The organism is Pseudomonadota bacterium (assembly GCA_018823285.1).
GTDB lineage: Bacteria > Desulfobacterota > Desulfobulbia > Desulfobulbales > JAGXFP01 > JAHJIQ01.
The window spans coordinates 1-22228 of record JAHJIQ010000030.1 but is presented as its reverse complement, the minus strand read 5'-3'; the positions used below and the strand labels follow the sequence as shown (position 1 = coordinate 22228).

Genomic DNA, 22228 nt, shown 5'->3' with positions numbered 1-22228 from the left:
CTCATGCTTCATTAAAAAACGGCACACTGGGGAACAGGGTATGATCCGTATGGGGAATGAAGCGGCAACCGGAAAATCTGATCATGAAATCCTGGTTGACGTTCAGTTCGAGGTAGGTGATCTTTCTGGCCAATTCGCGGCATGACCCGATCACGGATCTGTCGATCAGGGCTTTCTCGGCCCCGGCCAGAGAGCTGTTGCCGATGGAAACAAATGTATGAATATCCAGATCGGGAAGCATCCCCAGAACAATGGCCTGGCGCGGCTTGATATGCTTGCCGAAGGCTCCGGCGACATATATTTTTTCCAGTTCCTTCAGTTCGACCCCCACCTGGGAGGCAAGAGTGGTCAAGATTGAATACATCGCGGCCTTGGAGCGCATGACCGCATCAAGGTCGACCTGCCCGAAAACAACCTGCCGGCCGTCGGCCGATTCATCCGATCCGGCAACGACATAGGCCAACCCTTCTTCCGTCCTGACCAGACGGTCGCTCGAACTTTCCTCCCTGAATTTACCCCGGATATCGATCACCCGGCAGAGATACAACGCCGCGACCAGGTCGATGATGCCGGAGCCGCAGAGACCGACCGGCTTTCCGCCACCAATGGTCGTGTAGGAAAGTTCGCCGGTTTTAACCTCGATTTCCAGCCGTTCAATGGCCCCGACCCCGGCCCTCATTCCCATTCTGGCCACCCCGCCTTCAAGCGCAGGGCCTGCCGCTCCGGCACAGGCCATCATCCAGTCCCGGTTGCCGATCACCACCTCGGCGTTGGTCCCGACATCAATCAGCATGCTCACCTTCTCCGCCCGGTCCATGCCGCTGGCGATGATTCCGGAGACCAGGTCGCCACCGAAATAACTGCCGACACTGGGCATCACGAGGACCGGAGCGGCCGGATGCACCGCCAGCGATAGTCCGGATGCGCGAATGGGATCGACACTGTTGCAGAGAGGAGTATATGGTTCCCTGATCAGATGATGTGGATCAAGATTCAGAAAAAAATGAACCATCGTGGTATTGCCGGAGACACAGAGCGCCCTGATCTCACGGCACTCAACCTCCGCCTGGATCGCGAGCCTTTCGGCCAGATGATTGATGTCGGCAACCACTCTCTCCTGAAGCGTTTTCAGCCCCCCCGCAGTGGCCGCAAAATGAATCCGGCTCAAAATATCATCGCCATACCGGATCTGACTGTTTTCAAGATTTTTCCGGGCCAGGCATGACCCGTCCTGAAGATTGATCAGGCTCGCCTCAAGATGAGTGGTTCCGAGATCAAGCGCCATCCCGAGGGGGGCTCCTGCCGGAACCGAAAGAAAATCCACCAGTTCATATCCCCCGGGCAGACAGTTGACCACCGCAACGCCGGCAAAGCCGTTTTTTCGGTAAGCCGCTGCCAGAGGAGTGATATCGCCATATGCAATGGCCGGCTCAGCCCCGCCGAGGGCCACCCCGACCGCGCGCCGCAACCGGTCGAGATCGGCGGTGTTGTCCTGCAGGCTGGGCGGAGTAGAATGTATTTCAAAGAATCGAACGATGGCGTCCATAAATAAAGTTTTTCTCCTGGCTTCCGGCTTCTGGCTTCTGGCTTCTTATGGAACACATGCACTATCAAATCACAGAGACCCCTTTATTATCAGGAGAATAGCCAAAATCGGAAAGTTGTGACTCAAAGAATTCCTTTTGCATAAATATCATTAAATAGTAAATTTGTCAGTTCTGGAAATAAAGCTGAGTTGAGCAGCTTGTCTGCTCATACCGATTAGTTCAGTTAAGCGGCGTGCCTGCTTATACGAAACTTATGCCCCTGGGCGAAAGCGAGCTTGCGAGACATCGAGACTTATACCCCTCAAGGGGGTACTGAAGTGAGTACCCGAAGAGTGCAATTTGTGCGCCGCCGGCCAATCTATTCAATTGCCCTTTCCCCGGTCGCAGACCATTTGGAAACCTGATGCTTAAAATCCTTGCCGTCATGACCGGAGGCTCCCTGGGCGCCGCCAGCCGGTATCTGCTGTTTCTGGTTGTGCAGCGTTTTTCCGGACCGAATTTCCCCTTCGGGACCCTCGCCGCCAACCTGCTGGGTTCTTTTGCCATCGGCCTGCTCTGGAGTTTCTTTGACGGCTCGCGGCTCACCAACGAATGGCGACTGTTCATCTTTACCGGTTTTCTCGGCGGATTCACAACTTTTTCAACCTTTGCCAGGGAGACGACCCAGTTGTTCAAGATCGGCGAATGGCGCACCGCCCTTCTCTATGTCGGGATCAGCAATATCCTTGGGGTCGCCTTGGTCCTGGCCGGCTACTATATTTCCCGCCGCTATCTGCTGACGACCTGAAATGCCCATCCTTCTCTATGCATACCTGGCCTCCGAAATGCTGGGGCCGTTTTTCGCAAGCCTGGTGATCATCAATGCGGTGCTGTTCCTGGGGAAACTTTCATCTTTTCTGGAGATGATCTTCAGTTTCGGCGTCGACTTCCCCGATTTTTTAAGAATCAGCTCATACCTCCTGCCGAATCTCATGCTTTTTTCAATCCCGATGGCCAGCACCATCGGAGTGATCATCGCCTTTTCCAGGCTGGCCGGCGACAACGAGATCCTCGCCTTCAAAGCTTCGGGGATCGGTCTGTATAAAATGCTCCCCCCGGTGATCCTCATCGCGCTTTTCACCTCGCTCCTCACCGGAGCCGCTTCCTGGTCGCTGATTCCGAAAGGCAGTGTGGCCATGAAAAAAACCATGTACCAGCTGGCCAGGGAAAAAGTCGACAAGGGCCTCCGGCCCCGCGAATTCAGCGACAGCGTCAAAGACATCGTAATCTACATCGACGAGGTGGATAACAGCGGTGAGTGGCAGGGGGTTTACATCTCCGACCGGCGGGACAAGGACAATCCGCTCACCATTCTTGCGAAAAACGGTAACCTCAACTCCCGTCTGGACGAGATGATGATCATCCTGAGCCTGAAAGACGGCAGCATCCACCGGGCCGAAGAAAACAGCAGCCAGACGATTGAGTTTAAAAGTTATCGGCTCCACCTGCCCATAAATTTCAACAATCCGACCTATAAAGACGGGACCCCAATCAAGAGTCAGGACACCAGCGATCTGACCCCGGCGGAATTATCCGCAAAGAGTAAAGAGCACCAAATCGCATATCTTGCCGCTACTGACGATCAGGCCAGAATCAGGCACCACGACCGGATGACCTCGATACTCCTGGAGTTTCATAAGCGGCTGGCCCTGCCGGTGGGCTGCTTTATTCTCACCCTGCTGGCCCTGCCGCTCGCCCTGCAGTCAAGACCCGGACAGCGGCAGATGGGGCTCCCTCTGGGGCTTTTCTTTTTCATCCTCTATTACATCATGCTGACCTTTGCCAAATCCACCGCCGAAGTGTCGCCACTCCCGGTCTGGGTCGTCATGTGGTCGCCAAACCTGCTGCTCGGGATCATCACCTTTCTTTTCATCCGGACCTCGGCCCGGGAAAACTCGGTCAGCCATCTTGAGCGGATGATGGGGATTCTCCCGGCACTGCTTGCGCCGTTCAGGAAAAAAACCGGGGAGACCGGCGAATGAACCTTCTGGACCGATATCTGTTCAGCCAGTTCACCCGCAATCTTCTACTGGTGATCTCTTCGCTGATGGCCATCTACCTGCTGGTTGATTTTTTTGAAAAGGTCGATAATTTCCTTGAAGCCGGGCTGACCACCGGCAGGGCCCTTGAGTACCTGTGCCTGAAGATCCCCCTGATCTTCGATCAGCTGCTGCCGGTCTGCCTGCTCTTGGCCGGGATCATCACCCTCGGCGTTCTGAACCACAGTCATGAACTTATGGCCCTGAAGGCCGGCGGGATAAGCGTGCGGCGGGTCATCCGGCCGATTCTCGCCGCCACCATCATTTTCACTCTGCTCGCCGCAGCATCCAGTGAGTGGTTTCTGCCCCAGACCATCGAGGCCACCAACCGGATCTGGCATGAAGAGGTGAAAAAGAGCCGTTCGCAAGGCATTGTCCGAAACGGCCATGTCTTTTTTAAAGGGAATCACAACATCTACTCTTTCAGGCAGCCAAGAGACGGCGAAACTGTTTTCAGGGAATTCAACTACTCAGCATGGGACAACGAGTTCCGCCTGCAGAAGCAGATCATCGCCGCGCGGGCGAGCTGGAAAGACAATATCTGGACCTTTACCAGTGGCCAGATCAAAAAACCTGACAGCAACAACATCTATATCTCCACCACTTTCACCGAACTCTCCCTCCCCCTCCCTGATCGCCCGGAAGACTTCTTCCTCCCGGAATATCGTGAGAGCGAGGCATCCCTTTCCGACCTCGCCTGGGAGTTTCTCTGCAAAACCGATGACCGGATCTATGCCGAACGGAAACTTCACAAACGGCTCTCATACCTCTTCCTGGGTCTCCCCCTGGTTCTTCTTGGCTTACCGATGCTGCTCATCGTTCATCAACGCTTTGGTGCGGAACTCACCGTCGCCATTCCGGTGAGCTGCCTGATGGCATTTGGCGCCTGGGGCTGGTGGAGCACGGCCCAATCGATGACCGCAACCTATAATCTTGATCCGGCCATGATGTCCTGGTCCATTCACCTGCTGACCGGCTCACTTGGTCTTCTATTAATCGGACGCCAGGACCGCTGACTAAATCCATGAACAGCATCCCTGAGAACAGAGCCTTTCATTCCCTCATCAATTCGGGCACCCTCCGGAAGGCGGGGATCGTCGGAGTCCCCTCGCTTGAGATCATCCGGCTGCTGAACGGGAAACAGGTGGAAATTCTCGACCTTGACGCCATGCTGGTGATGGAAGACATGGAAAGCACGGTCTCGTTGCTGCCCAGGGTTTACTGCGCCATCCTGCGGACCGTCGTTTTAAACGCCATGCACCTGGAACTCGACGCGATCTTCGTCGATGTCGGCCCCGGCAAGTGCGACGCCGCTTTTCATGTGGCGACCATCCTTGAAGACGAACTGCCGATCCCGGTGATCCGGTGCGTCAATACCGACCGCACCCCCTTCGGCACCCCGCTCTGCACCGCCCGCATGGACCTCATGGACAAATTCGTGGCGATCACCGAAGGGGTGAAGTCGGCCGAGCCCGGGCCACCCCTCCCGGAGTGCAGACCAACGGCCGGATTCTGGGGCGTTCCGCCCCGTGACTTTGCGATCTTAAAACCCTTCCCGGCCACCACCCATGTCTTCGGCTGGACCAGATGCATGGAAAACAAAACCCCGGCCGACTCCGAACTTGAGGCGATCATCAACCCGGAAATTCCTACGGTGTTCTTTGCCCAGTCTTTCTGCGCCAAGACTGCGCTCGCCCGTCTGCTGGCGAGAAAACACCCCCATTCCCTGTATCTCGACATCGATGTCACCACCGGCAGCAGCGCGATGGCCAAAATCCAGGCCTTCCTTGAACTTTCCGGGGTGAACGGATGATCCTCGCCGATTTCGGAACCTCGTATTCAAAATTTGTCGACCTGGATGAAGCAGGCCGCGAGCCCTACATGCTGCCGACCAAGGAGCTGCCGAAAAGCCTGAAGGTCGATCTGGCCACCGGTCATAACGGCAAACGGTTCTGCACCGAATATGTGAATGAACTGACGGCCCTCGCCAGGGGCGGGGAAGCCCTCATTGCCGAATCCGACTACCTGATCCTCGACTGCGGCAGCAGGGACATCAAGTATGTCCATTACAAAGACGGCCGCCTGCTCGACATGGGCTGGAATGCGGAATGCGGCGCCTCAATGGGCTTTACCATTGAACTCCTGGAAAACTATTACCGACTCGATTTCAACAAGCTGCCGGTCCCCGAACGGACGTTCTCGGTCACCTGCGGGGTTCTCGGGATCAGCAAGATCTTCGATGCCATCACCTCCGGGATCGACGAAGCCGAAGCGGTCGCCCGTTTCGTCAAGGGCATCGCCCTGAACGCCTATCGTTTCGCCGGGGCGCCCGGCAAGATTTATCTGTCAGGCGGGCTCTGTGACAACCGGCTTTTCGTAGAAAGTTTTCCCTGCGAAGTGGTGCCCCTTGGCCGCTATGTCCTCTTGGCCGGACTCGAGGAAAGCCACCGGTTGATCAGGGAGGGAAAATTGAAAAAATGCTCGACCTGACCCGCCCCGACTGCTATAGGTGCATCCACTTTTATATCACCCATGAGCCTTCACACCCTTATGGCTGCAGAGCCATGGGCTTCAAGTCCGCCCAGCTGCCTTCAATAACCGTTTACGGCAGCTCGGGCATGGACTGCCAGCTTTTTTCCAGAAAAACTCCCCGTTCCTGAGCCTCTTCTTCGTGCCACTTCCGCCCCACCGGGCCGTGATAAAATTATAGGTCTGGAACCGCAGGACATTATTCCGAGGAATTTCTTGACCTGCTGAGGCTCAGCTTATATGTTAGTCGGATTCCTGAAATACGGTACTTCGGGGGAGGTGCGCATGGACAGGAAACCCACCTATGGAGAGCTGGAAGTCGCGGTAGCCGAACTGGGGCATAAAATTGCCGACCAGCAGAACGATATCCGTCTGCTCAGTGACGACCACACCCGCCTCCAGGCCATTCTCGAAACCGCAATCCATGCGATCATTGTTGTCAACGACCGGGGAAAAATCATCGAATGGAACAGCCAGGCCGAACTGCTATGCGGCTGGCAAAAAGATGAAATCATCGGCCAGCCCATCTTCAAGATCATGCCTGCCCGCTACCGGAAAATGCACAAGGACCTTTTCTCCAGAGTGGTCTCCGGCGAGCGCGGACGGAACTTCGGCATGCGGATCGAATCCTCAATTCTCTACCGGGATGAATTTGAAGTGGAAGTTGAACTGGCGGTGGCCTTAAACCGGATCGGAACCCGGAATGAAATTACCGTTTTTCTTCAGGACATCACCGAGCGAAAACGCTACGAGAGCCAGCTCCATCTCCTCTCGGTAACCGATGAGCTGACCGGCCTTTTCAACCGCCGCGGTTTCATGACGCTCGGCGACAAACAGCTCAAAGCCGCCTGCCGGGACGAGGACGAAATCTTCCTCCTTTTTGCCGACTTCGACAACATGAAGTGGGTCAACGACACCCTGGGCCACTCGATCGGCGACGACGCCCTCATTGAAACGGCGCTCCTCCTGAAAAACATCTTCCGGCAGGCCGACCTGATCGGCAGGGTCGGCGGCGATGAATTCATCGTCCTGATCTCAAACCGCAAGGGTGAAAAAAGTGAAAAGATGGTCGTCGAACGGCTGGAGCAGGGCATCAGAAAGGCCAACAACAAAAAGGACCGCAAATACAAGATTCTCCTCAGTTACGGCACCGTCCGCTACGACCATGACGCCCCGTGCACCATTGAAGAACTGGTCAGCAGGGCCGACCAGTTGATGTACTCAAACAAGAGAGACAAGAAAGAAGCGGGCCTCGACAGCCACACCTGACCCGGTCAGTTCTTTAGAAGGGGCAGCAGATAGCGGAACGAAGCGAAGAGAAGCATGATGAAAATGCCGATCTTGATCGGTCTTTGCGGGATGTGCTTCTGGCATCTCGCCCCCAGATAGCCGCCGACCATTCCGCCCACCCCGAAGAGCGCGCCCAGCAGAAAATCGGGCCGTGCTTCCGGGATTCCGAAGCTGTAAACGGCTACTCCGACCACGGAACAGACCAGGGTGCCGAGCAATGATGCCCCGGCCACACTGTGCACCGGCAGCCGCATGACCGCAATGCAGAAAGGGGCAAGAACCGCCCCGCCACCTATGCCGTAGGCCCCGCCGACCACCCCGACGATCAGGGAAACGAGAAAAATCGGCCTTGGATCGAAGTCGTAATCACACCCGGCAAAAGAAAAACTCATCCGGGTAAAGCCATATTTCATCCCGGAGATTCTGGCCGTCCGTTCAGGGGCGGGGCCATCATCCTTTCGCGCCTTGCCGAACACACTTCTGCCGACCAGCCAGGCGAGATACAACAGGACCAGTCCGGCGAAGGGTTTGAAGTACCGGAGATCGGTCAGATAAGTGATCCGCAAAAAGTATCCAACGGTAATCCCCGGCAGACTGCCGCCGGTGATGGCCAGAGCCAGCGGCCAGTTGATCCTTCCTTCCTGGCCGTAGCGGGTCACAGTGCCGGGAATGGCGAACACATTGTAGACAAAGTTGGTGGCGGAAACCCCGGCCGCAGTATAGCCGAGGACACTCAACTGAAACGGAAGAAGGAGAAAGGCGCCGGTAACCCCGGCCATGGCCCCGAAAAAGGCGAGAAAAAATGCGACCGCAAACGGCAGCACCACCCAGGTGGTCACCCCGGAAACCGGGAAAGTATAGCGCATCATGACCTGATCACCGTTCTCCTGAATTTTTCTTCAGGCACGCCCGAGCGAGTCCGCGCTGCAGCACTTCAAGCGTGAAGGGTTTGATGATGTAGTAGGTAACCCCTGCGGCAACAGCCTCCGCGAGCTGATGGTTCTGCGCTTCCGCGGAAATCATGATAAATGGAATCGCGGAGGTTTTGTGTTCCGCACGGACAGCCCGCAGAAGGTCGATCCCATACATGCCGGGCATATTCCAGTCGGAGAGAATCAGCTCTATCTCCCCACGCCGGATGATCGCCAGAGCCTCAATGCCGTCTTTCGCCTCCACCACGTTGCGCAGGCCCAGAGTCTTCAGGAACCTGATGACAATCTTGCGCATGATCGCCGAATCATCAACCACCAGAATTTTCATCCACGAATTGAACATACCGGAAAATACCACTTCACCCGGCTGGAAACAAAAAAATTGTGTCTCTTGAGAAAACTCTGCTATTTGGCCGTTCGCTTCCAGGTCAGACAGCGAAGACTTCGAGCCCGGAATGCCGGGGTGATAATGTCATGCCGGACTTGATCCGGCAGCCAGGATATTTCAAGGGAATAAAGGGAATAATGACTTTCAGGCTGAGTTTTCGTATAGCGGTACAAAAAATTGAAGCACGGAACTGACTGCGGCATGATTTTATCCACGCTCCCGCGCAGGGTGAGCGACCATGCCGTCTGGTTCCGGGTAACGCGAAACTCTGCGGACCCGGCCAATGAAGTTGCCGGTAACGCCGCCGACGTTCACCGGGTCGCACCCGCAGTAGTGTTTTGCTAGATACTTTTACTTGAATAGCTCTGCTGCGGCTAAAAGCCCAGACCTAATCATTAAACTTTCAGGAATAGACTCGTATGTGATTTCACCGATTGAGATTGTTCGGCAGTCAGAATCATTACCGTTGTCACGAAGTGGCTCCATTAGGTGATCACGGAGTGGCTCTATTGTGGTTGTCATCAACAAGAATCACCACATGTGTCGCAACATTTACTTTTTCCTGTTGTTCCCCCAATCCATTCCTCAAGTAATTTATCTCCGATCCAAATACGGTTTGACTGAAGCGGGTCTTGGTTAAATATCGGGAAATCGAGTTTCTTTACTTGTAACTCAACAACTATGTTCAGTGCAGATAACGCTTTTTTTAATTTTTCAAATGCTGTTTTTACAGATTCACCCGTTTCGTTACAGCGTGGGCATGTTTGGTCATTATGATCAACGAGTCTTTGCCATTTAATTATTAAAGTCTTCATGGGTAGCTCCGACATCTAACGAGCCTGTAGAAAAAGCCGCTTGGGAAGGGTTAACCTTATTGCCCATGAGAGCTTTTTTCCCGCTCGACAATTTTGTTTTGAATTTATTTTTCAATGATGTTGTGAACCATGCAATACATCAACCATTGACTACACACCTTTTCCTTGCCTCTGAGAGCAAAGCGGTTCACGCCGATGGATATAATTGCGGGTCAGCCCTACCGACTTTTTCGCCATTTCAACTTATTGTTTTTATTGGTTAAATCAATTAAGTGGTCAAGATTGACTTCAATGTAATTGAGAATATTGGTGCATTCATCCTCCGAAAGGAGATCAAGACCTAAAAGACTTGCGACATAGCTGAAGGCAAATGCCATTTGTGGTATATCAAACAATTCACCAACAATATCACTAGTTGCTACATAACTGGATAATGCCGCATCGGTTGCCTTTTTCAGGTTTAATTCATTTTGTTTAATTCCTCTCAATTTTAAACATATTGTTGGCGCAAGATGGAAAAGATCTTTAGGAGTTATTTTCTGACCAGTTAATGGCCCAAATAGAATAGTTTCAAATGCGTCCAAATATGCTTTTGCTATTTCCTCCAACAATTCTTGTTTATTCAATCGAGTATCGTCATTCCACAAAATTTCATCATTATCCATATATTCCCACAATTCATTTTGCTGGAGCCAAATTGGGTCAGCATTATTTTTTATGAATTCATCTACACCCATTCCATCTATTGTCTGAGGTCGCTTGACCCTTTTTTGCTTTCCATTCATGAAAACGGTCATATATTCGTTTTGCCGTTTCTTTTTTGCTGCCTTTTGAGCAGGGGTGAGCTTTTTCTTCTTTTTAGTCATGAGAGATGTGTCGCTATATTATTTACGGCACGAACGCTTAAATCACCGGTGCCGCCAATAAGGAATTGAGGGGCATCAGGTTTGACAAATGGGCATTCCCTATATACAAACACCATTTGTCAAGCCCCCGTTCTTTTGCTGTGTAAAAAATTGTTATGGTTCGGAAAGAGTACCGTTTGCCATCATGTCAGATTCGTTTTGAAATATGGCCATTGCTGTATTCATCTTTTTGAAACCAAGCTTAGCATAAAAGCCTTCTTTGCCAGGATTAGCATAGAGAATGATTTTTTTATGCCCCTGAGAAAGTCGAACAAGATTTAGTACAATTTGTTTACCCAGCCCCAGACCTTGATACTCAGGGTGGATTGCAATATCACAGATATATGAACAATCCTTTCCATCGGCTAACGCTCTTCCAGCACCAATAAGCCTATTATCATGATAGACGAAGCATTTGAACTTGCTATTGGTGAACACAACTTCAAGATCATTCAGCAATTTGATGCCAAGGGGAGCAATTTTATATAGCCCAGATAGCTCGTTCCAACTTATATTTGTCTGGCCAAAATGCCATTTAAAGTCCATAAAGCTTATTCCATATTAAGAACCATAGTAGAGTAGAAGAAATAATTGAGAAATTGAGGGTCAGAATTGAGCATTCCCTATATAAAAACACCCATTTGTTAAGCCCGATAACCCCGTTCCGCAGGTCGCACCCGATGAAGTGTCTTGTTAAACGTCTAGCTGTTATTTGCAATAACTTGATTTTTCAAGACAAGATTTGCTTTATTTAGTAACCGTTGCAAACCTCTATGAGATTTATCTATGTCAGAAACTGACAGGATATCATCTCTAAATCTACTCAACATACTTCCTAATAATATTTTCTCATCTTCGTTTAACTCTGACAGAATATTTTTCAGGATGAAATAATAATTTGTCACTAAATCTCCAGGATAATAGCCACACGTAGGAATGACATTATCCACGTACCAACCTTTTCTTGCACTGTAAAATACAGTTACTTTGTATTCTGAAATATCCTTTTTTGTTGATGAAAGCATTTCAACATTTGGCACTACTGGCCAATTATTTACCGTAATGTTTAATATATTTGAAAATGTCTTTTCAGACCAAACAGGCTCAGTGATTATGAGCCATCTTATCTTTGCCAGGTAACACAAAGCCATTGCGAGCAACGGTGTTTTGTCGCCCTGTTTGAGGATAATTTGAGTATTAACCTTTCCTTCTCCTGCCCTAATAATACCAACTGCATAAAATTGACTATTTCCCTTAATAACAAGGGCGATATATCCAGCGATAAAAAGGGCAATAGCAATAGATATGTATAGCATATTTTAGATTCTGTAATTGAAACGCCACCCTGCTATAGGTAGGAATATTAAGAGTTATTCTTTATGTCTTCCCGAAATTCATTTTCCATGACTGTCATTCGTTCAGCCAAGTAACATTTAACGATGCTGCAAAGAGCTTCTATCTTTACAATGATATTGGCGATATTGTCGCACAAATGAGATGGCCTCTGCACAATAGGAAAGATATCTAACTCCGACCAATAATGCAGCTTAGGTTTGTAAGCTGTTATGTCTCCGTGGGCTATTCGCTGGTCTCTTTCTGTGATTAGTGTTTCATGGTCAGGACTTCCGGACGGGAAAATGGCGGATGCATCTAATGCTTTGAACTTTTTCTGGAATACCCCGCAACTCATTTTAAAGGGTTTGGCATATTCAATAATACAATATCGTACAATCAAAGTTTTCAGAGTGGGATCGTTTTCAGTTTTGGCTAGTTTGAGTAGCCGAATTACATTATCGATGTCCCCATCTGCCAGCCTCAGGCTTACATATTCTTCTTCCTTTTGTGTCTCCATGCTTGTTATCTCAATACGTTTCGGCAGAAATCAGGCGCGGGCCAAAATGCTTGCCACGTCAGCGCCCCCGCGCCCCTTCCCGTCGCCTGAATTGACTTGATATGTGAGTCTTTTCATTTTATTTCTGCAACTTACCGATAATTTCCGCTGTATCTTTGTTCAATTTCTCGAAATGGTTTGTTTGTGTCGCTTTGCATGCTTGGGAAACATAACCGCGCATTCTATTATCAAGTGTCATAAAATCGACATAAGGCAAACATTCTAAATGGCAAAAATCTTCCATGTCTGATGGGGTAGGTTCATCCTGCACATTTTTTATCATTTTATGCCATACTTCATACCCCAATCTTTGAGACGGACATCTTGCAGCATTTGAATAAATCCAATTGGCAAAGGTTTTAATTTCAGCATTTGCCCCCGTGACATTATGCAATTTCAGGTTTTTTTTTACCAATACCGGAAAGTGTTTTTTTAGACTCGGCTTTGGTTGTAATGCCCTGTCTGCCGCAAATGTTTGCTTTAGTTTTTCTGCAAAACGATCAAGTCCTCCTAATGCACCAAACGTATGCAGATCCCAAACAATTTCAGCTAATGGATAATTTAAATAATCCCTTGTTGAAGGCCTGGCGTTGAGTTCCACTGTATAGTCAAAACGGTGAACGTATGGATCTACTTTTTCGTACTCCTCCCCTTTGGCATAGGTTTTCACAGCAGATGTCAGTTCAAGGTGCGGAATTCTTGAAGAATGAATGTAGGTATGTGGCGATTCTTCAACCCTATTTAGCAAGGCCATAACGTTAGTTTTGGCCTTGGCGTGCAGTAAAGGCTCAGATATCTCAGCAATATTCAGCCAAGAATAAACAAGCTTGTGCCCACCCCCTATAAGTATCTTGTCAAAGTCATTCGGTGAACAAGGATTAGATTTCTCAAAAAGATTTATAAGATCTCTCGAATCAAGGTAAATGAGCATTAGCCGATGCTTTCCTGTGAATTTATTTTTCACCGCGCGGTTCGTTACGCATAACCGGCTGGTAATGAAGCGCAGCGGAATTGCCAGTCCGAGTATGCGGTTGTTAGGAGACTGGTTGAGTCACCCTATAATCTGACGTTTTTTCGCCTCTGGCATCTGCCTTCTTAATTCCTCTGCTGCCATTAGCTTACTCTGAATGTTTATAAGCTCCTCGTCAGCCACTTTTCTCAACGCCTCATATTTTTCTTTATCTGGGTTCTCAGTAATTTTTGCCGCTAGGTCTTTCAGATCACTGGCATTGCTATTGACTCCGGCGAGCATTTCAGAAGTGCTCATGCCCAGTATTGTCAGTGGCTTTGGGCCAACATTTTCTTGAAAATCAGCAAGCATAATAGCGCAAGCTTTCATGGCCTCTACCCTCTGGTCATTATTTTCCCGCACTATCTCCAGAGTGATTGCATCAAAAATCTGTTCCTTTGAATAAGGCAGCTCCGAAACGTCTCGAATTTCTCCAACTGGCGGATGGTTTTCGATGTAATTTCCATATTCCGAAATGATTTGCTCTCGCATCTTTGCCTTCTTTCTGTTCTCCTCCGATATCGAGTCACTGGTTCCTTCATCCTCCAGTGCCCTATTTAAGCGAACTGAAAGCTGAGCAGCCGATTTGCATTCAAGAGCCACTTGTGTGAAGGCACGCAACACAGGATTTGTCATTTCCGAGGGTGTTACATATTCGCTGATTTGTGCGTCAAGGGCTTGGGCCATTTTCGCAGCATTGTAGACGTTAGTCTCGTTATAGAGCTTCGCTCCCATGAGGCCCATCCTGGATTTTTTCACGATTACACCGGCCTGAGCCACACTAATCCATATGGGGTCCCCATTTTCCAGATTGACACGTGACCAGCAGCCGGTCTTACCGTCCAAACACCTTATAAGTTTCCCCATTTTGTCTCCTAACAAGTTATTATACAGATCCGTATATCATCCCCAAAAGAATGATATACGTTCTTTCCGAAAATGATTATCGATACTTGTTTTTGGGGGTACAAGAATCATAACCATTGGTTATCCTATATGTTTTTTCTTGACAAGCACTCTTTGGATGTTATTTGCTTTTCCGTATTTCATCTCAAATGGTAGGAATTCCGGTGACAGTTTATTTAACTTTCCGGTAGAGGGGTGAATCTGTTCGCCCGATTTTTCTTCTTTCACTCATCTATTTTCACCTTCGGCAGTTTCTCCAGTTTGCCAAGCATCTCCACTGCTCTGATCTCCATCTTCGAATTATTCAGGGACATCCGTTTCTTACATTACAAATTCACCTTTCATACGGCTCCCTAAATACATTTCAGCAAATGATCCTCAAGCAACTGCCATTTTCCCGGCAGCTCCCCTTCCAGGCTGTGGGCGTAGCATTTCATCTCAAAACTCCATTTCTTCCTGATCGTTTCCTGCCGCCTCGGCAATCAGATAATCAATAATTGTGCGTTTATCGGAACCTTCAGCGAAAATTTCCTGCAGGGCGGCCAGGGCGTGATAGCCGTCGGCCTGGGTGGTGTCATGAAATTCCCGGGCGATTTCGGAGAAGCGTTGCGGGTCGTCTTCAAGCCGGCAGGCCCGGGTCAGGTGGGTGATCAGTTCCGAAAGGTTTCTTTCGAACTCGTGAAAGAAGATGAGGTCGGTCAAAAGGGCGAGGTTGGTCGGGTCGTTTTCAAGCCCGGCAAGGATCAGTTTTTTCAGCGGCTGATTTGCCGCCCTGAAATATCTTCTGATCAGGGGGTAATTGGATTCTTCCGCCTCATGTTCGTTTAAAAAAGCGGTGATCACAGCCGCCGACAATGGCGCCTGACCCTCGAAGTACGAGACGAGCTGCCACTGCCGGTCAATTTCCGGCACTGCGACTTTCTCTTCATCCTCTTCGGATGGATACTCATCGTCGAACCAGGTAAAGCCGATGTCCTCCAAGGATTCCCGGACATTACCAGGGTTTTCGGCAACGGCCTTCCTGACCTTGTCGCGAATCATTTCGGCACGTAACTTTTCATAGTCTTTCATAAGCTTGTTTTCTCCCCGCTGGGGCAATGGAAACCGTTTCCCCCTCCTTTCTTCATCCCACCATACCACCCCCCCTGGGACAAATAGCGTCCTATGGTCAAAAAAATTTGCCGGGTGAAATCATCTCCTCTTTCAGCGTTCCAGCGTTTCAGCGTTCAAGCGTTTCAGCGTTCAAGCGTTCCAGCGTTCCAGCGTTCAAGCGTTCCAGCGTTTCAGCGTTCAAGCGTTCCAGCGTTTCAGCGTTTCAGCGTTCAAGCGTTCAAGCGTTTGAACGTTTGAACACTCAAGCGCTTCATCGCTTATCCCCCTTTTCTGATCCTTTCCAGCATCGCATCGAACTCCGCCATTTCCGGATCAGGTTTCGGGGCCTTGTATTTTTGTCCTTGAAACTTGCTGCCTTTGAGATGTTCCATAAATTTGTACAACATGATCGACAGTTTCCTGTGTTGGTCGATCAGCAATTCTGCTTTTCCCTTCTCGATATAGCCTTGGTCCAGGGCAACATAAAGCTGACAGCGCACCTCGCCACACGATGCCTTGGCAATGGACAAAAACTGGAAGAGTTCCTTGTTGCCGCCCCGCTCGAAACCCTCGGCGATGTTCGACATGACGGAAACCGAGGCACGCTGGATTTGGCCGGCCAGGCCGAAGTCCTTGGAAAAATCACCGTTCCGCGTGATTTTATAAATTTCTCCGGTCAGCCGTCGCGCCTGTTTCCAGATATCCAAATCTTCAAAAGATTTTGCAGCCATCGACTTCTCCTGTTTAAGTGTAACAGCGTTCAAGGGGTTCAACGGTCAAGTGTTCCAGCGTTCAAGCGACACAGCGTTTCAGCGTTCAAGCGTTTGAGCGTTTGAGCGTTTGAGCGTTTCTTCCCCCGAACTATATCCAAAAGTTGTCAGGCTGACAACTGCAAGGGGTTATCTGTTGATAACTACGGCAAAATCAAGGAATTAACGGGAGTTCCGCGACAACCGGATGAGGGCTCTGCCCTCTATCCATGGCCACCAGGGTCAGCTACCTGTCGCAATGCTACTTGATGCAATATCCGGTCAATCAGTATATATCATAGCCATGATGGGTAGCGTTCTCACAGATATCCGCTCCGCCGGGAGTGGAACGGCTGAATTTCTCCCGACCGGCCGGGCCGACATGACCGCCCGGGGCTGGCAGGAGGTGGATATCGTGCTGGTCTCCGGGGATGCCTATATCGATCATCCCTCCTTCGGGATCAGCCTGATCGGTCGCCTTCTTGAGGCCCACGGCTACCGGGTGGCGATCCTCTCCCAGCCCCGGCATGACTCCTCTGAAGCGTTCCGCGAGTTCGGGCGGCCGAGGCTTTTTTTCGGGATCACCTCGGGCAATCTCGACTCGATCGTCGCCAACTATTCCGGCAACGGCAAGGTCCGCGACCAGGACTCCTTTTCCCCGGATGGAAACCCCTATTTCGGGGAAGAAAAAACAAAACAGCAGAGACGCCGCCCCGACCGGGCGGTGATCCGTTACGCATCGCTGGCCAGAGAGGCGTGGCCGGAGGTGCCGATTATTCTGGGCGGCCTTGAGGCGTCGCTCCGCCGCTTCATTCATTTTGACTTCCAGCAGGGGGTGTTGCGGGGCTCAGTCCTGACCGACGCCAAGGCGGACCTTCTGGTTTACGGCATGGGGGAGCGGGCCATTCTGGAAGCGGCCCGCAGGCTCTCGGAAAATATCTCTCTCACCGGGATCGCCGGGACCTGCGAAAGATTGTCAAAGAAGGAATCCGACGAAACACCTGGTACTGATGAGGCGGTCCGGCTCCCCTCCTGGGAGGAAATCAAAAAACGGCCTGAACTCTTCATGGAGGCCGAACTCGTTCTCGACCGCCACGCCCGGGCCCTCTCTTCCGCCCCCATTTACCAGGAACAGCAGGGGATGGTCATCCGGCAGAACGGACCGGCGGAACCTCTTACCGGAGAAGAACTCGACACGATCTACGCCCTCCCGTTCAGGCGCGAACCGCATCCTTCGGCCAAGAATGTGCCGGCCTGGCAGATGATCAAGGATTCGCTGACCATCGTCCGGGGCTGCTCGGGGAACTGCTCTTTCTGCGCCATCACCAGGCACCAGGGGCCGGTGGTAATCAGCCGGAGCGTGGATTCGATTGTCGCTGAGGTCCGGATGGTCGCGGGTTCGAAAGGCTTCCGCGGCACGATCAGCGATCTGGGCGGCCCGACCGCCAACCTGTTCGGCACTTCGTGCAAAATATCGAGCTGTAAAAAACACGACTGTTTCTATCCGGAACTCTGCAGGAATCTGCAGATCAACGAAAAGCTGTTTCTGGATCTTCTGGATCAATGCGAAAAAGTGGCGGGGGTCAACAACCTGCACATCTCTTCCGGACTCCGAATGGAACTGCTCTTAAAGACCCCGCGCCTGCTGGAACGGTTGATCGAAAAACACCTGCCCGGCTCGATGAAGATCGCCCCCGAGCATACCGGGGAAAACATTCTGCGGCTGATGCACAAACCGGGGGGAAACGCTCTGGAAAAATTCCTTTCCCTCTGCCGGGACCGGGCGAAAAAGAGCGGCCGGGAGGCCCGCTTCAACCCCTACTTCATCTCCGCCCATCCGGGCTGCACCCTGGCCGACATGAAAGAGATGGCGTCGACCCTGAAAAAGCTAAACCTTGAGGTCAGGCAATTCCAGGATTTCACCCCCACTCCGGGGACCCTGTCCACCGCCATGTTCGTCACCGAACTCGACCGCGAGACCGGCCGCAGGATTTTTGTGGCCAAGAACAGCGGCGACAAAAAAGAGCAGCGGCGGGTTCTTGAGGCCACCAACCCGCCCCGGTTCAGGAAAAAAAATGTAAAATGTAGAATGCAAAATGCAAAATGACAGACCGGGAACCCTGCTATTCATTTTGCATTTTACATTTTGAATTCTTAATTGTCCCGCAATCAGCGGGAAAGCATTTCGTTCCAGATTTCGAGTTTATCTTTGCACTGCTCCATCAGCCAGCCCGCGTCCCCTTCGATGGCAATCGTTCTGATCAGGTCACCGCCGACGATGCTGTTAACCACCTTCTGGTCCGCCTCGCTCTCCACCATGCCGAATACCGAATGCTTGCCGTCCAGCCACGGGGTCGGCACATGGGTGATGAAAAACTGGCTGCCGTTGGTATTGGGTCCGGCGTTGGCCATCGAGAGAATGCCCGGCCGGTCATGGACCAGTGAATCATCGAACTCATCGGCGAATTTATAGCCCGGCCCGCCGGTTCCGCTGCCCTGCGGGCAACCGCCCTGGATCATGAAATCGGGAATCACCCGGTGAAACCTGAGCTTGTTGTAAAAGCCCCGGTTGGCGAGGTTCACAAAATTGGCCACGGTGTATGGCACCTTCTCACCAAAAAGGACCAGGCGGATCTTGCCCTTGGTGGTGTCCATTACAGCTTTGATTTCTTTAGTGTCACTCATTGCAGCTCCTCATTGTTCAGGAATTTATCTGATCAAAACAAAACAGCCGAGCAATCTAGCACCGGCCGGCATTAAATGCAAGATTTTGGGCGGATACGCGCTCACCGACCTGTAAAAACAGCCATCCGCAGCCAAATCTGACTGGCAAATTTTCTCCTATTGAATATAGTGTTTTTTTCATCCATGACTCAATAAGAGCTGCCGTAAATATCCTGAGAAATACCAGGACACCGTGATTTTATGCTGAAAGAAAACGTCCCCCAGGATGGTGGAATCGCCGAGGGGTTGAAAGAAGTGACCTATGCCGTGGACTCCGACGGCAGGTACGAGCTTGTACCGAGCCTCGGCTGGGAACCGAAAAACATCTCCAACCACCAGGCATGGGAAGTCATTGTCGCCGAAGTGGAAAGAGTTCGGCAGCAGGTTGTTGCGGGTCGTCTCTCCCCCCTCGCCTATCACATGACCAGGAACCTGATGGACATTTCCCTCTTGGCAAGTTATATGGGCATCTTCCGCTGGCGGGTGAAACGCCATTTCAAGCCGAAGGTGTTCAAAAAGCTGAAACCACCGATCCTGGAAAGGTACGCCGCTCTTTTCCGAATAAGTATTGAGCAATTGCAGGACATTGCCAAAGTTGACGAGATGAAGATCCCCGGTCAGGACAGGAAATGAAGATTGATTTCAGACACCGTCAGGCGGCCCATTGTGAAAACGGCGCGACCGCCGGACTCGTTTCCCACTACGGGATTGAACTCTCCGAAGCAATGGCCTTCGGGATCGGGGCCGGTCTCTTCTTCGGCTACATCCCCTTCATCAGGCTCAACAATCTGCCCCTGACTACCTTCAGGACCATCACCGGAACCATTTTCAAACGGGTCACCAGAGAGCTGGGCATAACGATAACCGCCAGAAAATTCCGGAATCCGGAAACCGCGATGCAGGCCCTCGACGAGGTCCTTGCCACCGGCACCCCGGTGGGATTGCAGACCGGGGCCTGGTGGCTCCCCTATTTCCCGGAAGCGTACCGTTTTCATTTCAACATGCACAACATGGTGGTGTTCGGCAAAGAGGGCAACGACTATCTGATCAGTGACCCGGTCTTTCCGGAACCTGTCATCTGCGCCGGAGCGGATCTTGCCAAGGCGCGGTTCGCCAAAGGGACCCTGGCGCCGAAAGGAAGGATGTACTATCTGACCCATGTTCCGTCGGACCCCGATCTCCCGCGCGCCATACGAAACGGAATCACCGCCTCCTGCAAGGCGATGCTGAAGTACCCGTTGCCGATCATCGGCGTTTCCGGCATCCGCTTTCTTGCCCGGCGCCTCGTCAGCTGGCCCGCAAAACTCGGGCCTGAAAAAGCGCTGCTCTACCTCGGCCAGCTCATCCGAATGCAGGAGGAAATCGGCACCGGCGGGGCCGGCTTCAGGTTCATCCAGGCCGCATTTTTACAGGAAGCCGCCGCTTATCTGGGTGACGATTTCCTGACTTTTTCCTCCCGGATGACCGCTATCGGCGACCGCTGGCGGGAGTTTGCCGTGGCCGCCGCCCGAAATTGCAAGGGAAGGGCCGGAGCCAATGATTCCTTCCCGGCCATGGCCGCAATCCTTATGGACATCGCATCCTTAGAAGAACAACTCTATCAGGACCTGAACCGGGCCGTCCTCTGATTAACTTAGGTGAATCCGCAATGAAAAAAATTCTGTTCATAAGCCCTGCCTACCGGACGAAACTCCTTGAGAACATCCGGGTCCTGGCCCTGCCGCCTCTCAATCTGATGATGATTGCCAGCCATACGCCCGACACCTATGAGGTTGAGATCATCGATGAGGCCTTCGACAACATTGATTTCGACCAACAGGCCGATCTGGTGGGCATCACCTGCATGACTCCGCTTGCCCCAAGGGCTTACGAAATCGCCGGCGAATTCAGAAAACGGGGAATTCCGGTGGTGCTGGGAGGGATCCATCCTTCCATGGTTCCGGATGAAGCCGTCCGTTTTGCCGACTCGGTGGTGGTTGGCGAGGGAGAAAACCTCTGGCCGGAAGTCCTGAAAGATTTTGAGAAAAATTCGCTGCAACCGATTTACAAAGGTTCCGGCCGCCCGGATATCGAACATCTTCCCCATCCGCGCCGCGATCTCTTGCACAATGACTATTTTGTCCAGACCGTCCAGACCTCGCGCGGCTGCCCGCACAACTGCAAGTTCTGCTCGGTGACCCTGTTCAACGGCGGCCAGTACCGGATGCGCGATATCGACAATGTGGTTGCCGAGATCAACTCGATTCAAGACAAAAGACTTTTCATCATCGATGACAACATCATCGGTTCCGGCCGAAACTGCATCGACCGGGCCTTTAAGCTATTCGACCGTTTGAAAGGGTCCGGGAAGGAATGGGGTGGGCAGACCTGTTTGAATATCGTTGAGCACGAAGGGTTGCTCAAAGCCGCTTCCGACAGTGGCGCCAAGGCTTTTCTGATCGGCTTCGAATCGCTCCAGACCGACACCCTCGGTTCATTCAACAAGAAGGTCAACATGCGCCCGAACACCAAAAACTTCAAGGACGCGATCAAGAAAATTCATGATAACGGCATCGCCATCGTCGGCTGTTTCATCTTCGGCACCGATACCGACACCCCCGACACCTTCAAGAAGACTCTTGATTTCATCATGGAGACCGGGATTGATGCAGTGCAGCTCAGTATCCAGACCCCGATGCCGGGAACCGCTCTCTATCACGAACTGGCTTCGGAAGACAGACTGCTCCTTACCAATTATCCCGCCGACTGGGAGGCCTACAATATCTTCGAGCCGGTCTATCAGCCGAAGAACATCAGCCCGGAAGAGCTCTACCACGGGCTGGTCAATGCCTACCGGACGGTCTCGTCATTTCCGGTATCACTCAAAAGGGGTTTACGGACCTTCTACAACACCCGCAGCCTCTTCTCGACCGGCATCTCGTTTTTCTGGAATTACGACAGCTATAAAACCATCAGCAAAATCACCAACCCGAGGATTATCTCATAGGCTGGCTACCACCCAATTTCAGCCCATGACTCTTCGACAGTTCGACAGGCCTCACTGTCAGAGCGAACGGAATTACTATTTTACCGCTCATCCTGAGCTTGTCGAAGGATGGTTCGACAGAAGCTCCTCTCCACACCGACCCATTAATAAACCAATATCAACTTCCTGACTTGTCTTATGTTATTGGATTGATGTCATAAAATGGTTCAGAGACAGAGTGGCATTTCATGATGAGAATTCAGAAGCCAGAAGCCAGAAGCCAGGAGCCAGAATGACTGATTTTAAAGCTTTTCTCCTGGCTTCTGACTCCTGGCTTCTGGCTTCTTGTGGAACAAAGGCTCGAACAAATCGCCAAAACCCTTTTATTATCGGAAGATTATCCAAACT

At 51.4% G+C, this 22228-nt stretch carries 22 protein-coding genes and 2 pseudogenes; 10 read left to right on the top strand and 14 right to left on the bottom strand.

Translation table 11 applies throughout. The features are described from left to right. Position 1 precedes the first annotated feature (1 nt). On the bottom strand, positions 2-1546 hold the full coding sequence (locus KKG35_08045; GenBank protein MBU1738080.1) for a DUF4445 domain-containing protein: 1545 nt from the start codon (positions 1544-1546) through the stop codon (positions 2-4). Positions 1547-1950: 404 nt separating this feature from the next. Here KKG35_08045 and crcB point away from each other — a divergent pair, with 404 nt between their 5' ends. The 6 genes from crcB to KKG35_08015 all read left to right on the top strand — a co-directional run bounded on the left by crcB (position 1951) and on the right by KKG35_08015 (position 7423). After that, positions 1951-2334, top strand: coding sequence for a fluoride efflux transporter CrcB (gene crcB, locus KKG35_08040; GenBank protein MBU1738079.1), 384 nt, complete (start codon positions 1951-1953; stop codon positions 2332-2334). 1 nt (position 2335) lies between these two features. Next, entirely contained in the window at positions 2336-3568 is a 1233-nt protein-coding gene (gene lptF, locus KKG35_08035) for an LPS export ABC transporter permease LptF (GenBank protein ID MBU1738078.1), read from the top strand. After that, a complete protein-coding gene (locus tag KKG35_08030) occupies positions 3565-4641 on the top strand; it encodes an LptF/LptG family permease (protein MBU1738077.1) in 1077 nt (358 codons plus the stop codon). The genes lptF and KKG35_08030 overlap by 4 nt, the downstream gene beginning before the upstream one ends. 8 nt (positions 4642-4649) lie before the next feature. Continuing rightward, positions 4650-5438, top strand: a complete 789-nt coding sequence (locus KKG35_08025) for a hypothetical protein (protein ID MBU1738076.1) — start codon at positions 4650-4652, stop codon at positions 5436-5438. Further along, positions 5435-6115, top strand: a complete 681-nt coding sequence (locus tag KKG35_08020; protein MBU1738075.1) for an ATPase — start codon at positions 5435-5437, stop codon at positions 6113-6115. Before KKG35_08025 ends, KKG35_08020 begins: the two co-directional genes overlap by 4 nt. A 324-nt stretch (positions 6116-6439) precedes the next feature. Next, positions 6440-7423, top strand: a complete 984-nt coding sequence (locus tag KKG35_08015) for a diguanylate cyclase (protein MBU1738074.1) — start codon at positions 6440-6442, stop codon at positions 7421-7423. A gap of 5 nt (positions 7424-7428) precedes the next feature. On the opposite strand, the gene KKG35_08010 is transcribed toward KKG35_08015, so the two are convergent. The 12 genes and pseudogenes from KKG35_08010 to KKG35_07955 all read right to left on the bottom strand — a co-directional run bounded on the left by KKG35_08010 (position 7429) and on the right by KKG35_07955 (position 16113). After that, positions 7429-8313, bottom strand: a complete 885-nt coding sequence (locus KKG35_08010) for a sulfite exporter TauE/SafE family protein (GenBank protein ID MBU1738073.1) — start codon at positions 8311-8313, stop codon at positions 7429-7431. 7 nt (positions 8314-8320) lie between these two features. Further along, entirely contained in the window at positions 8321-8704 is a 384-nt protein-coding gene (locus KKG35_08005) for a response regulator (GenBank protein MBU1738072.1), read from the bottom strand. Positions 8705-9115: 411 nt separating this feature from the next. Then, positions 9116-9579: pseudogene (locus KKG35_08000) on the bottom strand (DUF2703 domain-containing protein). A gap of 104 nt (positions 9580-9683) precedes the next feature. Then, complete coding sequence (locus KKG35_07995) at positions 9684-9785, bottom strand: transposase (protein ID MBU1738071.1); 102 nt, start codon at positions 9783-9785, stop codon at positions 9684-9686. 453 nt (positions 9786-10238) lie between these two features. Beyond that, a pseudogene (locus KKG35_07990) lies at positions 10239-10445 on the bottom strand (hypothetical protein). Positions 10446-10598: 153 nt separating this feature from the next. Further along, a complete protein-coding gene (locus tag KKG35_07985; protein MBU1738070.1) occupies positions 10599-11030 on the bottom strand; it encodes a GNAT family N-acetyltransferase in 432 nt (143 codons plus the stop codon). A gap of 155 nt (positions 11031-11185) precedes the next feature. Further along, entirely contained in the window at positions 11186-11800 is a 615-nt protein-coding gene (locus tag KKG35_07980) for a hypothetical protein (protein ID MBU1738069.1), read from the bottom strand. 47 nt (positions 11801-11847) lie between these two features. After that, the gene (locus tag KKG35_07975; protein MBU1738068.1) at positions 11848-12336 is read right to left on the bottom strand and encodes a hypothetical protein; all 489 of its coding nucleotides are present in this window, start codon (positions 12334-12336) and stop codon (positions 11848-11850) included. A 118-nt stretch (positions 12337-12454) separates the two neighbouring features. After that, positions 12455-13306, bottom strand: a complete 852-nt coding sequence (locus tag KKG35_07970) for a hypothetical protein (protein ID MBU1738067.1) — start codon at positions 13304-13306, stop codon at positions 12455-12457. Between the two features lie 120 nt (positions 13307-13426). After that, positions 13427-14251 (bottom strand): hypothetical protein, encoded by an 825-nt coding sequence (locus KKG35_07965; protein ID MBU1738066.1) that lies wholly within the window; start codon positions 14249-14251, stop codon positions 13427-13429. A 477-nt stretch (positions 14252-14728) separates the two neighbouring features. Then, positions 14729-15361, bottom strand: a complete 633-nt coding sequence (locus KKG35_07960) for a hypothetical protein (protein MBU1738065.1) — start codon at positions 15359-15361, stop codon at positions 14729-14731. A gap of 299 nt (positions 15362-15660) precedes the next feature. Further along, positions 15661-16113: a four helix bundle protein gene (locus KKG35_07955; GenBank protein ID MBU1738064.1), complete on the bottom strand. Its 453-nt coding sequence runs from the start codon at positions 16111-16113 to the stop codon at positions 15661-15663. A 325-nt stretch (positions 16114-16438) separates the two neighbouring features. Here KKG35_07955 and KKG35_07950 point away from each other — a divergent pair, with 325 nt between their 5' ends. Beyond that, a complete protein-coding gene (locus KKG35_07950) occupies positions 16439-18238 on the top strand; it encodes a YgiQ family radical SAM protein (protein ID MBU1738063.1) in 1800 nt (599 codons plus the stop codon). 62 nt (positions 18239-18300) lie between these two features. On the opposite strand, the gene KKG35_07945 is transcribed toward KKG35_07950, so the two are convergent. Further along, positions 18301-18816, bottom strand: a complete 516-nt coding sequence (locus tag KKG35_07945; GenBank protein MBU1738062.1) for a peptidylprolyl isomerase — start codon at positions 18814-18816, stop codon at positions 18301-18303. Positions 18817-19056: 240 nt separating this feature from the next. Here KKG35_07945 and KKG35_07940 point away from each other — a divergent pair, with 240 nt between their 5' ends. Genes KKG35_07940 through KKG35_07930 form a run of 3 tightly spaced genes read left to right on the top strand, consistent with a single transcriptional unit; the run spans position 19057 to position 21841 of the window. Beyond that, the gene (locus KKG35_07940) at positions 19057-19488 is read left to right on the top strand and encodes a hypothetical protein (protein MBU1738061.1); all 432 of its coding nucleotides are present in this window, start codon (positions 19057-19059) and stop codon (positions 19486-19488) included. After that, the gene (locus KKG35_07935) at positions 19485-20483 is read left to right on the top strand and encodes a BtrH N-terminal domain-containing protein (protein MBU1738060.1); all 999 of its coding nucleotides are present in this window, start codon (positions 19485-19487) and stop codon (positions 20481-20483) included. Before KKG35_07940 ends, KKG35_07935 begins: the two co-directional genes overlap by 4 nt. Before the next feature lie 20 nt (positions 20484-20503). Continuing rightward, positions 20504-21841: a B12-binding domain-containing radical SAM protein gene (locus KKG35_07930; protein ID MBU1738059.1), complete on the top strand. Its 1338-nt coding sequence runs from the start codon at positions 20504-20506 to the stop codon at positions 21839-21841. The last annotated feature ends 387 nt before the right edge of the window (positions 21842-22228 follow it).